This window comes from Planococcus faecalis (assembly GCF_002009235.1).
GTDB classification, from domain to species: Bacteria; Bacillota; Bacilli; order Bacillales_A; family Planococcaceae; genus Planococcus; species Planococcus kocurii.
The window spans coordinates 1086340-1101317 of the sequence record NZ_CP019401.1 but is presented as its reverse complement, the minus strand read 5'-3'; the positions used below and the strand labels follow the sequence as shown (position 1 = coordinate 1101317).

Annotated in this window: 13 protein-coding genes; 3 read left to right on the top strand and 10 right to left on the bottom strand. The window is 40.5% G+C overall.

Annotated features, from left to right (window positions below):
* Positions 1-143 precede the first annotated feature (143 nt).
* Positions 144-698: a competence protein ComK gene (locus AJGP001_RS05415; RefSeq protein ID WP_058385928.1), complete on the top strand. Its 555-nt coding sequence runs from the start codon at positions 144-146 to the stop codon at positions 696-698.
* 329 nt (positions 699-1027) lie between these two features.
* On the opposite strand, the gene AJGP001_RS05410 is transcribed toward AJGP001_RS05415, so the two are convergent.
* A complete protein-coding gene (locus AJGP001_RS05410; protein ID WP_058385929.1) occupies positions 1028-2644 on the bottom strand; it encodes an ABC1 kinase family protein in 1617 nt (538 codons plus the stop codon).
* Positions 2645-2745: 101 nt separating this feature from the next.
* Here AJGP001_RS05410 and AJGP001_RS05405 point away from each other — a divergent pair, with 101 nt between their 5' ends.
* The gene (locus AJGP001_RS05405; protein WP_071153677.1) at positions 2746-3522 is read left to right on the top strand and encodes an enoyl-CoA hydratase-related protein; all 777 of its coding nucleotides are present in this window, start codon (positions 2746-2748) and stop codon (positions 3520-3522) included.
* 41 nt (positions 3523-3563) lie between these two features.
* On the opposite strand, the gene AJGP001_RS05400 is transcribed toward AJGP001_RS05405, so the two are convergent.
* From AJGP001_RS05400 to lplA, 7 genes are all read right to left on the bottom strand, one after another.
* Positions 3564-5153 carry a S9 family peptidase gene (locus tag AJGP001_RS05400; RefSeq protein WP_071153676.1) on the bottom strand — a complete coding sequence of 530 codons (1590 nt, stop codon included), beginning with the start codon at positions 5151-5153 and terminating at the stop codon, positions 3564-3566.
* Positions 5154-5324: 171 nt separating this feature from the next.
* Positions 5325-6878 carry a fatty acid--CoA ligase family protein gene (locus AJGP001_RS05395; protein ID WP_071153675.1) on the bottom strand — a complete coding sequence of 518 codons (1554 nt, stop codon included), beginning with the start codon at positions 6876-6878 and terminating at the stop codon, positions 5325-5327.
* A gap of 97 nt (positions 6879-6975) precedes the next feature.
* Complete coding sequence (locus AJGP001_RS05390; protein WP_071153674.1) at positions 6976-8913, bottom strand: ABC transporter permease; 1938 nt, start codon at positions 8911-8913, stop codon at positions 6976-6978.
* Positions 8885-9658, bottom strand: coding sequence for an ABC transporter ATP-binding protein (locus AJGP001_RS05385; RefSeq protein ID WP_071153673.1), 774 nt, complete (start codon positions 9656-9658; stop codon positions 8885-8887). Before AJGP001_RS05385 ends, AJGP001_RS05390 begins: the two co-directional genes overlap by 29 nt.
* Positions 9561-10664: a sensor histidine kinase gene (locus AJGP001_RS05380; protein ID WP_071153672.1), complete on the bottom strand. Its 1104-nt coding sequence runs from the start codon at positions 10662-10664 to the stop codon at positions 9561-9563. The genes AJGP001_RS05385 and AJGP001_RS05380 overlap by 98 nt, the downstream gene beginning before the upstream one ends.
* On the bottom strand, positions 10664-11398 hold the full coding sequence (locus tag AJGP001_RS05375; RefSeq protein WP_425439672.1) for a response regulator transcription factor: 735 nt from the start codon (positions 11396-11398) through the stop codon (positions 10664-10666). Before AJGP001_RS05375 ends, AJGP001_RS05380 begins: the two co-directional genes overlap by 1 nt.
* A gap of 42 nt (positions 11399-11440) precedes the next feature.
* On the bottom strand, positions 11441-12433 hold the full coding sequence (gene lplA, locus AJGP001_RS05370) for a lipoate--protein ligase (protein ID WP_071153670.1): 993 nt from the start codon (positions 12431-12433) through the stop codon (positions 11441-11443).
* Positions 12434-12577: 144 nt separating this feature from the next.
* Between lplA and yhfH the strand changes: the two genes are divergently transcribed.
* Positions 12578-12703, top strand: a complete 126-nt coding sequence (gene yhfH / locus AJGP001_RS05365) for a protein YhfH (protein ID WP_071153669.1) — start codon at positions 12578-12580, stop codon at positions 12701-12703.
* A 354-nt stretch (positions 12704-13057) separates the two neighbouring features.
* Here yhfH and AJGP001_RS05360 read toward each other — a convergent pair whose 3' ends face one another.
* Both AJGP001_RS05360 and hemY read right to left on the bottom strand, forming a co-directional pair.
* Positions 13058-13528: a FixH family protein gene (locus AJGP001_RS05360; RefSeq protein ID WP_078080231.1), complete on the bottom strand. Its 471-nt coding sequence runs from the start codon at positions 13526-13528 to the stop codon at positions 13058-13060.
* Complete coding sequence (gene hemY / locus AJGP001_RS05355) at positions 13525-14964, bottom strand: protoporphyrinogen oxidase (protein WP_078080230.1); 1440 nt, start codon at positions 14962-14964, stop codon at positions 13525-13527. The genes AJGP001_RS05360 and hemY overlap by 4 nt, the downstream gene beginning before the upstream one ends.
* Positions 14965-14978 lie beyond the last annotated feature (14 nt).

Sequence of the window (14978 nt, the reverse complement as noted above, 5' to 3'; positions counted from 1 at the left end):
ATGACACGAATAGAATAAATCAATATTTATTTGAAAATTATGATTAAATAGAAAAAATTTTATTTTCAATCTAATGCATATTGCAGAATTTCCATTTTTTATTATAATAAGGTATGTAAAGTAAATTTAGGGGGTTTTTCTTCATGAGTAAAAAGAATCATCGGCCGTCATCATATACTATTTGTACGAACACCTATGCTCTTTTACCTTATCCAGATGGTCATCGAACGTGGACGCGTGTCATTGAAAATCGCAGCGAGCTTGTCGTTGAAGAAGCTGTTTACAAAACAGTTACAACATCTTGTCGGTTTTATCGCGCTTCTTTAGAAAGTGCTACACTCTACGCTCAAAAAGCAGTTGGCGTAAAGCATAAGCCCCCGGTTATTATTGGCGAGTATTATGGCAATCCGCTCATTTTCTTTCCGACTCACTCTCCAAAAAACAAAGAATGTGTGTGGTTTAATTACGATGCAATCGATTTGATAGAAAGTGACAGCAGCGGAAAAGGCAGCATTGTTTATTTAAGCAATAGTGAAACCGTTTGTTTGGATGTATCGCCTATCGCTTTGCGAAATCAGCATTCGTTTGCCGGTTCTCTCCGCCGCTATTTTAAGAAGGCGCAGCGTGTCCATAACCAACCGATGGCTTACGTAACAAAACGAACATTTCTGTCCCGCAAACAGCAGCCACTCGATTAGTTTTGAGGCTGTAAAAATTCTACTGGAAAAGAGTCTCTTCAATAATGATGTACAACTTTCTTGATTTATCGAGTATGATTGCGTAAGGAGCTCTGCTTCCCTCGCTTTTTACTACACAAGCTTTATTGCTCCACCCACTAGCTCCAGAAATACTCATGTTACCACCAGTCCTTATTTATACAAAAAAAAGTTGCCGACCCAAGTCAAAATGTCTGACTTGGGTCGGCAACTCTTTTTTTGTGGAATCTAGACTCTGGCTTAACTCTTCGGAATGTAAATCACCTTGTTGTGCGGCAAAGAACGCCGCTTGGAGCGCGTTTTTTCTTTTCTTATTTAATCGATCGGTAAGCCCACAGCGATCCTACGAAAAATACGGATGAGACCCACATGTACGGTTCGTTCCAAAACCAGACTGACACTGAAATTCCAACGAAAGAAATGATGGTGAAAATTCCAGCAAACATTCTTGATTGTAGATCACGACGGTACTCACGCTCTCGGCCATCTCGATTTTCAATGTAACGGCGGAGACGTTCAGGCTCTTCCAGGTAATTAATGACTTTTTGCGGAAAGATTCGCAGTGGCCCCGTTGCATTCAATACCCAGCGTAGAATATCTTCTTTTCCGAAGATTCCTTTGCCTTCCTTCTGCGAAGCTGCCCACTCCAATATTCGAGGACGGGCAAGTGCTAATAAATCTACTTTTGGATCTAATACGTGCAAGACGCCAACAAAAATAGAAACAGCACGACCAAAAAAAGCAAATTCTGCCGGCAATTGAACCGGTTGGGTTCGAACGATTTCTTGCATGTCAGTAAGAATCCGCTCAACAACAAAACTATCCATCTGTGACAGTTCGTTCGATTCATAAGCTGCGACTAGCCGTGAAATGGCATCTCCTAAAATGGCGCGATCCGCCTGCGGCAATAAGAAACGCAAATCTTCTAGTGCATCTAATACTTGATCATAATTTTTAAAAATAATTCCTTCTGCTGCACGTAACACTGCTTGAGAATCTTTTGGTGTTATATTGCCAATCATCCCAAAATCAATTAAGACAATGCCACCATCCGGTTCTAATAAGATGTTTCCTCCATGAGGGTCTGCGTGAAATTGTCCACCGTATAAAACTTGTTCTAAAAACAAAATAAACAAGCGCTCTGAAATTTCATGACGATCTAACTCATTCTTTTCAATAAATGCTAAATCTGTAATACGTGCTCCTTCAATCCATTCCATAACTAATACACGACGTGTCGTGTATTCATCGAAATACAACGGAATGCGAACGCCTTCCATTGCGTCAAAGCGATCGGCAAAAGCGCGACCATTTTGAAGCTCTCCCAAGAAGTTCAACTCTGCGCCAATGGTTTCAGTCATTTCTATATACAATAAGTTAAAATCAATTTGTTTTGTGAACGGCGTAAATTTTTCAGCCAACCAAATGACTATGCGAATGGCCTTAAAGTCTGCGCGTAAAATACGATCTGTTCCCGGCCGCTGAACTTTCACAGCAACCTCTACACCATTTTTCAATACCGCTTTATACACTTCACCAATAGAAGCTGAAGCGACAGCCGAATCAGATAAGTTATCTAAATAATCGGTGTGAACGGTATTCCACTCTTGCTCTAACACCGAAACGATGCTATTTCTTGAAACAGATGGCACACGATCTGTTAATCCTTCTAGTTCCGCAAGAAATGAGGGCGGCATAATATCTGCTCGTGTCGACAGGAACTGACCTAACTTAATCATTAGCCCACCTAGTTTTAAGGCGAGATTTTTGTATTCTTTTGCTTGTTTGGTGATCATTTCATTCCATCTTTTTTCAACTAGCGGAGTCCATTTTCCACGATTTCGCTTTTGGAAAAACGTCACTTGCAAAAAGATTTTAACTGCTAGCCAAACAATCCGGAAGATACGGATAAACGTAATTTTATTCATAAATGCAGTCCCTCCCATATTTTTCATTATAGAGTCTGATGGCGAAATAGTCCAAAAAGTGATATGTTTTTAATGGATGGCATGATACAAGGGGGATGGAAATGGACACAATTCATTATGAACAGCAAAACAATTTAGCTTTTATTACCTTAAATCGGCCCGATTCAATGAATGCCTTTAACTATGACATGCTTCTTGAACTTGGACAGGTCGTAGAAGCAATCCGCATCAACCCAGATATCCGTGTAGTGGTATTTACCGGCGCTGGAGAAAAGGCTTTTAGTGTGGGAGCAGATTTGAAAGAACGTAAAAACTTAACGGAACAGCATGTTAAACGCAATATCTTTAAAATTGGTGAAGTGTTCTCAACAATTGAGAATTTGCCGCAGCCTACCATCGCGATGATGAATGGTTTTGCCTTTGGAGGCGGAATGGAATTGGCACTTGCCTGCGATTTCCGCATTGCTGCAGACGATACATTGCTTGGTCTGACTGAAACCAGTCTCGGCATTATTCCAGGAGCTGGGGGGACGCAACGTTTACCTCGCTTAATTGGAGAAGCCAAAGCACTAGAACTGATTTTGACTGCTCGTCGTCTAAAATCAACTGAAGCACTGGCATATGGATTAGTAACACGTGTAGCAGCACGTGATGAGCTTGCCGACGTGACAGCGGCTTTTGCTGATGCGATTCTTGCCAATGGTCCAATTGCTCTTCAACAGGCAAAATTCGCCATCAAGAATGGCATGAATACGGATTTACAAACAGGCCTGCACATCGAACGCAAAGCCTATGAAATCACTATCCCCACAGAAGATCGAGTTGAAGCGCTAACTGCTTTTGGCGAAAAAAGAAAACCCATATTTAAAGGTAGATAAAAAAACGGAGCGGCTAAAAATAGCTGCTCCGTTTTTAATTTTCACACGTTATCTGCTAGCCAATTCACAATTTGTTCTAAACGAGCAATCCGGCGGTTTGGAGTGTCAGTACGTGATAAATCTGGAAAATGAACGAATGTTGTTGCGATATTCATGCTTTCCAACTTCAGAGTTACTTGCTCTGCGACTTCTTCACCCAGCACAGCTATGCGACTAACATCAATCCAGTCAGCCGATTCCATAGTATCCGTGATCGCGCTCAGAAGGTCTTTATAAGTAAAGTCCCGGCTTGCAGTCGCAAATTCCTGGCTATATCCTTGACTGCCGCTTGGATTGACGTAGAAAATGCCGAAACCGCTCGCTGCATAAAGTTGCAACTCCAGAGAAAAGGTATTGGCAAACATCTCAAGAGGGGTGTCATGAACTTTAATGATTAAGGGATAGTTCTGACCTTCCTCAAAACTAGCAGGTTTTATTAGCCAGCCATGAACCCCATCAATTGAACCTGTTGTAAAGGTAGTTTGTGCTTGGACCAACTCCGTATCTTCCATAAACTTTTGGTTAAACGAGGTCAACGCCTGATATTCACCGGTCGTAATCGTCAAACGATGAAGCTCTCCCGGTTGAATCGGATTGCTACTGGCTAAAACTGCATAGACGCCGTCTCGTGAAACATTGTAATCATACACATGTTCCATGTCAGGTGAAGCTGGGAAAATCATTCCATCAAGCGACGCAAAGTACAAGCGCACATCCCCCATCGTCGATACTTGGAAATACAAATGATCGTCTTTTGTCCAGACAACGGCAGGTGCAACTGCCTTCTTGTAATCACTAATTGCGTAATCACCAATAGGTGCATCCATCCCTTCCGTCAAACAAAAGCGAGTATTTGTTAGTAAGTCTGCGATATAAAGTTCAGTATGGGTTGCATCTCCGTAATAACGCATGCTACCGGCATAAGCGATTTTTGAATCGTCATGTGAAAAAGCGGCACCATTAAAATATCCTTGCTCTTCTGTCAGCATGGTTTGTTGCGCTGTTTTAGTATCGTACAAATAGAGAGGCTGATGAGGATTTTTTTGTAGATTGCCGGCCAAGCCAAAGACTATTTTTTCACCGTCATGCGAAACGGCTTTTAAATGATGATTGAAATTTCCTTGTGTCACAAATTCCACACTTTTCGATTTATGATCTACTAAGCCAATTTGACTGTAGCTTTGTGACTGCGTATCTTCTTTTTTCACTGCGGCATTAATCCAAATTTTTGTTCCGCAAGGTGCCCATTCGAATCGATCTACCCCATTCTCAAAACGGGTCAACCTGTTCATTTTTCCATCAGCGATTGATAATACAAACAATTGCTTTTCTTTTCCTCGATCGAATAAAAAAGCGACAGCTGTTCCATCAGTTGACCACCGCGGGGAAAGAACTCTTCCTGCGCCATTTGTCCACTGACTTTGTTGCCCCGTTTTTAAGTCGATATGATACAGATGCGTTGTGTACGTATTTTCCTTTTCGTCTATTTGCGTACGGACGAAAACTACTCTTTTTCCATCCGGTGAAATTTGAGGATCTGTCACTGAAATCAATTTCGTTAAATCGCTACTTTCTACTACTTTTTTCACCACTTTTTATACTCCTTTACGCGTTTATTGCTTGCCAATGAAAACTACCAGTTTTACCAATCAAAGTCTACCACAAACGACGATGCAGAAAGAATATAAGGTATGTGATAGCCATATAAAAAAGGCTCCGATTCAATCTCGGAACCTCTTTCTTATACTTAATCTGGCACTGCCTTATTTCTGCATCGCTTGGTCTTTTAGCGATCGCCGTAAAATTTTCCCAGTTGTATTCTTCGGCAACTCTTTAAGAACTTCAAACTGTCTTGGTACTTTGTATTTTGCTAAATGCTCTGTGCAATAAGCTTTAAGATCTTCTATAGAAACCGCTGGATCCTTTAATACTACATAAGCATTAACTTCTTCACCGAAGTCTGGATCCGGCAAACCGACAACTGCGGCTTCTAAGATTGCAGGATGAGCAAAAAGCACTTCTTCCACTTCTCGTGGATAAACGTTGTAACCGCCGACGATAATCATATCTTTTTTGCGGTCTACAATATAGAAGTACCCTTCTTCATCAACACGTGCTAAATCACCCGTATAAAGCCAGCCATCACGAATTGCTGAAGCTGTTTCTTCAGGCATTTTGTAATAACCTTTCATGACGTTCGGTCCACGAACAATCAATTCACCCACTTCGTTTGTTGCTACTTCTTCACCTAATTCGTTAACCACTTTGTTTTCTACATTGATAATGGAAGTACCAATTGAGCCCGCTTTACGCTCACGATCAATCGGGTTAAAGCACGTAACTGGTGATGCTTCAGATAAGCCATAGCCTTCTGAAATACGCACATTGAATTTGTCTTCGAAACTATGCAACAAAGCAACCGGCATTGCGGAACCTCCTGACACCGCAAGACGAACAGACGCAAAATCCGCTGGGTCAATGTCTGGCAATTGGTTCATAAAGTTAAACATAGTTGGTACGCCAGCAAAAACGCTTGCTTTGTGTGTTTTAATCGCATCAAACACTTCTTTTGGATGAAAGCGTGGAATCAAAACAATTGTCGCACCTTGTAATAATGGTGCGTTAACTACTACTGTTAATGCAAATACATGGAAAACTGGCAAAGTTGCTACTACCCGATCATTTCCACCAATTTGCAAATATGCTCCAACATCACGTGCGTTTGAATATAAATTCTGATGTGTCAGTAGTGCGCCTTTTGGCTTTCCAGTGGTACCCGATGTGTATAAAATGACGGCATTATCATCTTCTGCAACTTCTGCAAAAGTATTAGTTGCTGTTGAACGAGCCAACAGATTTGTAAATGAATACACCTTTTTTTGAACAGCTTCAGGCAATTTCATTATTTTCTCTTGTGTCGATGGATCTGTTTCACAAATAATATACGATTCTACAAAAGGCAGTGCTTGATGTGCTTTTTCTATGAGCGGAAGTAAGGCGTCTAATGCTACTACTACTTTTGCATCACTATCATTGACTATGTAAGCGATTTCATCCGGGCTATAAATAGGATTGATGGGGACACTTGTAGCTCCCAAGCGCATTGTGGCGTATAGTGCAATTAAAAAATGTGGCGTATTGCTTAAAAGAAGTGCAACATGATCGCCTTTTTTTACGCCTAAACTTTGTAAAGAATTAGCAAAAACAGCAACTGTTTGATCAAATTCACCATAGCTTGTATCTTTCCCCATAAAGCTATAAGCGACTTTTGCAGAATCCTGTTGTGAAATTTCATGAACACGTGTCATTAAATTCATCTTCATCCCTCTTTCGCGTTGAATGAATACTCATTCATATTTAAATCTATTTTTATTATAAAATAAATCTTCAGACAATACAACAGGCACCGTAAAATTACGGTGCCTGTAAGTGAGCGACATAGCGCCAACGAATCAAGAAAAAGTATAAAATTTGCGCCACTGTAAATCCGCCAAGCACAATGGACATTTCACCAAGAATCGACAACTCAGCAAATTCATCCCATACAACTTGCAACGAAATGAACGCAAATGCACTGTGAAGTAAAGCAAGTAACCACGGCAAAAAGAATTGAGGAATAAGTTGCCGGTTCACAATTTTCCCTAGCTCTTTGTCAGTCATTCCTAGACGAGTTAGCAATTTATATTGCTTACGATCCCGTTCAAGACCTGTATACAATTTAAAGTAGATAAAGCTCCCCGCTGCCAACAAAAAGACAGCTGCTACCATAACTCCGATAAACAACAACAAGGCAAAAGAAGATTTAAACCACCGATAATCGGCGCCAGGATTTTCAAAGAAAAAATTAACGTCACTAAAATTGGCAGTTTCCACTGCCTCATCAACTGTCGCCGTTAACCGATTGCCGATATTCATTGTTTCTGTCCAGTTTAATACATCAAAGGCATAGTAAGAGAAATCTGATTTTCCAGCTTCGTAGCCTAGTAGCGGTTGATCGATGGCTCGATAATCGGCGTCACTAACAACAATCGTATTGATGTTTAATGTATGAATTGGAAACACAACATGCGGATACGTTGAACGAAGCGATAAAGGCACATCACTTTCGAGCAATACGGTATCGACGCTAGCACTTTGCAACTCTTTTAAAGAATCTAATGAAAATGGTACAAATAGCCCTTCTCCTTGCTGCAATTGGGCTGGTTCAAAATCAAGCGCTGTTGCTAAGCGATTAAATTCGGACAGCGCTAAAATATCGACGTCGTTTCCAGTAGCCGCTGAGGTTTGACGTTTGACCGTCAATTCTACCATATCGTAGGATAATTGCTCATCTCTTAATTGGCTCGCTAGTCTGTCGATATGCTCTTCTTCCAACTCATTGTCGTCAAATGAAATATAAACAAGGCCTAATGGATTTGATTCACGGAAATCTCCTGTATAAGACATAAAAGACGCCAAAGTTCCGACTGTCAAAAAAGCTACCGTCGAAACGATAGTGACAATAAAAAACATTTGAGCACTGTCTTTTAATTTAACTGAAGCCTCGGCCAACGACACTAAGCGCGTTTTTTTCCAATATACAATCTTTTTTCGTTTGTATAGTTGCAGGGAAAAATGAAGTGTATGCGTGAAAAAGAGATACGTACCGAAAGTCGCAAGTGGCGGAACGATAAAAACCATTTGGTACACTGTTTGATCTGATACATTTGCCGCAAATGTATAGGCAGAAGCTAAAAAGACAATACCCATAATCGCTAGCACAGTAGAAGATTTCGACTCTTCCTCGACCTTCCAAAAGCCTTGCAACAAATCGACGATTCGCTTCGTCCGAATAAACCCGACGCTGACAAAGGATATAATGACAAACAGACTAGCGAATGCCGCAATCGTCAGCAAAAAGGGCTCCCATGAAACATAGAGGGGCAACGCATCTAATTCCATAATCTCTCGGCCGATCATAAAAAAGAATTTAGAAAACGCAAAACCGAAAACGATTCCAGTTACAGTTGAAATTGTTCCAATAATGAGCATTTCAAAAAAAATTAACTTATTCAGTTGCTTTTTCGACATTCCTAAATGCATCAACACGCCGAATTCCTTTGAACGTGCCTGTAAAAAAGCGCTCATCGAATAAAACAAGAAAAATAACGTAAAAATATACAACACTATTTCTGCAATCATCATGCCTCGTATAGCAAGCAGTTGCAATCCATCCTTGTCAAATATCGGATGAAAAATAAACATCGAGCAGACAAAAAACACCATGACAGAAAAGACGCTAGCTAAAAAGAACGCTGCGTAATTTCTTCGGTTACGGACAACGTTATGGTAAGCGAGTTGCCGAAAGGTCATTAACGGATCCTCCCAACAACGACAAAACATTTAAAATTCGCTGGTAAAATGTCTGGCGTCGTTCATCTCCATAAATTTCATTGAAGAACTCACCATCTTTGATAAACAGCACACGATCACAATAACTTGCTGCAATCGGATCATGCGTTACCATAATGATTGTCGTGTTATTGTCTTTAGCAACATTCGATAAAATTTCAAGTACGTCACGTGAAGATCTAGAATCTAAATTTCCCGTCGGTTCATCTGCCAAAATAAGTGCTGGCTGATGGATAAGCGCACGTCCAATAGCTGTTCTTTGCGCTTCTCCACCTGAAATTTCGTTTGGTTTTTTATGAAGGATTGATGTCAATCCGAGACGTTTCGCAATTCGCAACACGCGACGTGCCATTTCATCAATCGGAACATAATCAAGCGTTAACGGCAAAACTAAATTTTCTTCAACCGTCAGCATCTGCAGTAGGTTAAAGTCTTGAAAAACAAAACCTAGTTGTCTTCTACGAAATAACGCCAATTCATTTTTATTCAACAAATGTGGATTGGTTCCGTCGATTAAAATCTCTCCAGAAGTTAACGAGTCAATTGTTGAAATCAAGTTTAGCAGCGTTGTTTTACCGCTCCCTGAAGGTCCCATTACTGCCAGAAATTCACCTTTTTCCACTGTGAAGCTCAACTGGTTCACTGCCCGGTGCGTCACTTTCCCCTCGTAGACCTTGGTCACTTCGTCGATTTTCACTACTGTCATCATTTTCCTCCTGTGTTGCAAAATCTTGGTTGAAGAATCGTACAGATACAGTTGTCCCTTCTCCTTGAACAGAAGAAATCGACAATTCATGACCCAGCTTCCCGCAAATTTCTTTTGCCAAGTACAAGCCCATTCCTGTGGATTCTCCAGTTTTCCGTCCATTTTCTCCAGTGAAGAACGCTTTAGTTATACGTGGTAAATCAGAAGAAGAAATACCGATTCCTTCGTCGCGAACTGTCAAGAGCGTATTGCCGTTCGAACATTCAGCAGCAATTAGTACTTTTTTATTCGGTTCAAATGTGTACTTAACCGCATTTGTTAAAAATTGACCCATGATAAATTTCATCCATTTTTGATCCGTTGCTACAACGTGCTCTTCTGCTATTGATATTTCGGGGTATACACGTTTTGAAATAAATAATCGTTTATTTTCTGTAACTACTTCACTGACTAAAGACCGTAAATTAATTTTTTCAATTTGCATATCTTGCTCAAATGTATCTAAACGTGCATTCATCAAAACTGTGTCCAGCCCTGCTTTTAAACGGTCCATTTCTTCATGAACACTTTTCTTATCAAGTTCCTGCTCTTCTTGAAGTAAGAGGTGCATAACCGATAAAGGAGTTTTCATTTGATGTACCCACTGGTTCATAAACTGCAAATGGCGGTTTTGAGAAGCATATAAAGATTGCACTTCATGCTGGTACAGTCGATATAATTTTTGCAGGTAGATTTCATTTTGTACTTGCTCAGGTGACTTCCCTTCACGCTGAAGCATATGTTCCATATTCTGTGGAGTGGCCAAAATACGTTGATAATATTGGTAACGTTTAACAAAGCGTGTCAAAAGAAACGAAATGACCAAAACTGTGCTAATGACGAATGAATAAATAGCTGTATCCACATTACGAAAACCATCTAGCCAGTACAGCAACATAATAAAAGCTACCAGCACAATTTGAAAGACGATGAATGCTGCGTGTTCTTTCAAAAATAATCGCCACATCATGCTTCCTCCTCGTGAAGCAATAGACGGTATCCCGCCCCTCTAACCGTTTCAATCGTAGACTTCACATTGTAATCAGCTAGTTTTTTACGAACTCTCGTCATGTTCACATTTAGCGTGTTCTCATCCACAAATGCCTGATCGTCCCATAATTCCTCAAGCAATTGCTCACGTGATACTACTTTCGGATAATTAGATAACAAGAGTTCCATAATTGTGCACTCTTTTTTTTGCAGCGGAATAACTTCAGCCTTTACATGCAGCTCCATTCGTTCCATATACAGTATGATGCGCCCCACTTTGACAGAGCGTTCTTCTTGTTTTGGTGCGTATTCTCCATAAGCTCTACGCAAATGGCTCCTTATTTTTGCAAGGACGATTTCATAATGGAAAGGTTTCGTAATGAAATCATCCCCACCATTTTCCAAAGCGAAAACTTGATCCATTTCACCTGAGCGAGCTGAGATGAAGAGGATTGGACACGTGCTTTGCTGCCTGAGCTGACGGCACCAATAATAGCCATCGTAAGAAGGCAGGTTAATATCCAGTAAAATCAAATGGGGATCAAAAGCTTCGAATTCTTCGATGATTTGATCAAAATCTTTTGCGGTCTCTACTTGGTAATGGTACTTCCTTAAAGTCTCTGCCAATAACTCCGCAATTTTCAAATCATCTTCTACTATGAAAACCCGTTGAACAGCCACATTGATTCCCCCTTTCCTTTTTCTTTCCATTTTAACAAAAGAGCCTGCATAAAAGCAGGCTCTCAGCAATTCTTAATAAATTAATTTTAAAAATTCATCTGTGGTGATGCCGCCCAGAAGTTTGGGGATGTCGATCCCTGAAATCGCTTCATCTAATGAGGCACGCTCGTATTTAGATCCAGCAATCGCCTGTTCGATTTCCGATACATCACCAACACCGAAAAAGTCTCCGTAAATATTGATATCTTGAACTATGCCCTTGTCTACTTGCAATCGGACATCAATACCACCAACTGGAAAACGATGAGAGTGCTTAATGTTGAACTTAGGTGACTTGCCGTAATTCCAATCCCAATTGCCGTAGCGCTCTTTCGACAATTCATGAATATTCTTCCAATCTTCGTCCGTTAATTCATAATAACGTACATTTTCTTCACCTTCAAAAATTGAATGTAAAATCGCATGACGGAATTCTGTCACAGTCATCGGCTCTTTCAAAAACTCAGAAATGTTCGCGACGCGACTCCGAATCGACTTGATGCCTTTTGATTCGATTTTTTCTTTACTAACTTTCAGCGCAGATACGACTTCATCAATCTGTGTATCAAACATCAATGTACCGTGGCTGAACATACGTCCTCTAGTTGAAAATTGTGCATTACCCGATACTTTCCGACCTTCTGCCATTAAATCATTGCGTCCAGAAAGCTCTGCGTTAACGCCAAGACTTTGCAATGCTTTTACAACAGGTTCAGTAAATTTACGGAAATTACGGAAGCTGTTGCCGTCATCAACTGTAATAAAGCTGTAATTCAAATTTCCTAAGTCGTGATAAACTGCGCCACCACCTGATAAGCGGCGAACGACATGAATGCCATTAGAATCTACATAATCCGTATTAATCTCTTCAGCTGTGTTTTGATTCTTGCCAATAATGATAGATGGTTCATTAATATAAAATAGAAGAAATGGATCTTTCTCAACATCCATTGTTTTTAATAGATATTCTTCGATTGCCAAGTTAATTCGCGGGTCTGTAATGCCTTTATTATCTACAAAATACATATTCTCTCTCCTTTTGGCTACGTTGCTCTTTCTAGTTTAACGGATTATTTAAATAAATTCACTATTTTGGGTTGACGAACCCAAACTGTTATAATACACTAACTTAAACACCAACAGTACTATAACAAAAAGGAGCTGGAAGTTATGATTGAAAACGTAGTCGAATTTTTCAAGAACTTGCCCCCGAAACAGTGCGCGTCTTGTGGAGAAAAAATGGAAGAGCAGCATGAATGTTATGGTACTAAATGTGACTCGTGCAACGATTTATAAGATCAACAAGCATACTTAGAAGAAACGAAGCAACGCTCTTTAGCGTTGCTTCGTTTTTTGTATTAATCGATATAAAGGATCCGATAATTCAATGCTGTACTACAACATGTGGTAGTTTTACGGGCGTAATCGCTGCCGAGCAATTCTAAAACCTAAGCTACCTTATCTATCACTATGCAGCGAAATCGCGTTAAAGGAGTCGATCGAGTGACAAGACTGGCATTTTCTCAACTTATCGCGAGAACCTACTCCGAAGCAATTTCCAAAACGTTAAAATCGATTTCTTTAACTCTCTCTTATTGACCATACACAACAAAAAAGACACCGCCTGGGCAGTATCTTTGTCATTTTATATCAATGGCCTGAATGATCTTCCATCTTATCCATGCCTTGTGTATCATCACTATCATCCGAAACAATAGATGCTGGATCTGGATTACCTACCGTAATTTCTTGTTTTGGCATGACATGCAGCGAACGCGCAGTCGTATGTGCCTGCATAAAATACAGTCCCTCTTCTTCAAAGCTTGTTTGTGCTTCGTAAATGCCCTCTTCCGTATGTTCAGCTGGAATCATTTCGCTATTGCTGCGATCTCCAGACTGCCACACTTCATAGACAACTTCATCAGCATCTTCCACAGCTTTATCGCCCTGTGTCACAGTAACAGACAAAAGAACTTCTTTAGCCGGGTCAGCTTGTGTATCGGTATTAAATGCAACTTTCACTTCTTCAATTTGAGGTCCGGCACCAGGAGAATCAGCTTCTTCTGTTCCGCAGGCAGCAAGTAAAAGAAAGGGGATACCTAGCCAAAATATTTTTTTCATTTTGTATTTCCCTCCGTAGTAGATGTTTCAGCAGAAAACAGTTTTAGTAGTTGAGTGGCAGCTGCTTTTCCTTGGTCAACGCAAGCTGGCAAGCCGAACCCTTCAAAAGATCCCCCTGCAACCTGCACTTGTGGAAAAGCATATTGCAACTCTTTCTTTGCTAAAGCTACGCGTTCATCATGACCAACCAAATATTGTGGCATCGCTTCTTTCCAACGGGAAACCACTGTGAATTCAGGGATTAGTTGAATATCCAACAATTTTTGCAGATCTTCTAAAACAGCTTTAACAATTTCACCATCTGATAGTTCTACAACAGCCTCATCCCCGACACGGCCAATAAATGACCGATAAACAGCTTTTCCAGACGGTGTTAGGCTCGGCCATTTCAAATGGGCTGCTGAACAAGCAGTGATCGTAAAATCACTATTTCGCGCTACAACAAAACCGGTACAATCACTTTTTTTCGCTCGGACACTTTCTGGTAAAACAATAGACACTGTCGCGATAGACGAAGAAGGCATATCTTTTAATCCATGTAACAATCCTAAAGGCTCAAAGATTGGCATTAATTTCGCATGTGGCAACGCGAATATTACGCCATCCACGGTTATCGATGTCTCATTGTTTAACGTAAGCTCTATTTCACGCCGTTGCTGCTCTATTTTTTCAACTTTGATGCCTTTTAAAATCGTGCACTTCTCTAACTCTTTTTCCAGCGCCTGCACAAGTGTTTCAAGACCACCTTCGAACGTTTGGAACAAACCTTCTTTTTCGGTATCAAAAGCACGATAATCTGATACTTTCTTTTTCTTTAAGCCATGAATCAAGCTACGATGTTGTTGCTTAATTGCCAGTAATTCAGGAAATGTTGCTTTTAAACTCAATCGGTCAATGTCCCCAGCAAAAACACCTGAAAATAAGGGCTCAATTAAATTTTCAACCAATTCGTTACCAAATCTACGTCTTAAAAATCTCCCCAGTGGCTGATCGTCAAGTATAGTTGATGCAGGCAAGACAAAATCTCCCAAAGTACGAATCTTGCCAAACCAAGAGCTAGTACCTGAAGTGAAAAACGAAGCGAAATTGGTAGGTATGCCCATAACCGATTCTGTTGGAATCGGATAAAGTCGATTCTCAACCACTACATGGGTTTTACCAGGAGCACTTTGGACCAATTGATTTTCTATCCCTAATTCTCGAGCCAGCTGTTGAATACTATTTTTTCGTGAGACAAAAGAATCCGGACCACGCTCAATTACAAAACCATCCTTTTGCAAAGTCTGGATTTTCCCGCCAAGACGGTGGGCCGCTTCAATCAAAGTGATTTCGATTTCCAAACCTTGCTCAATTGCTTGCTTTTGTAAATAGTATGCCGCTGACAGTCCAGTTATGCCACCGCCTACAACGACTACTTTATGCGTTTCTACAGTCACGTTTAATCCTCACT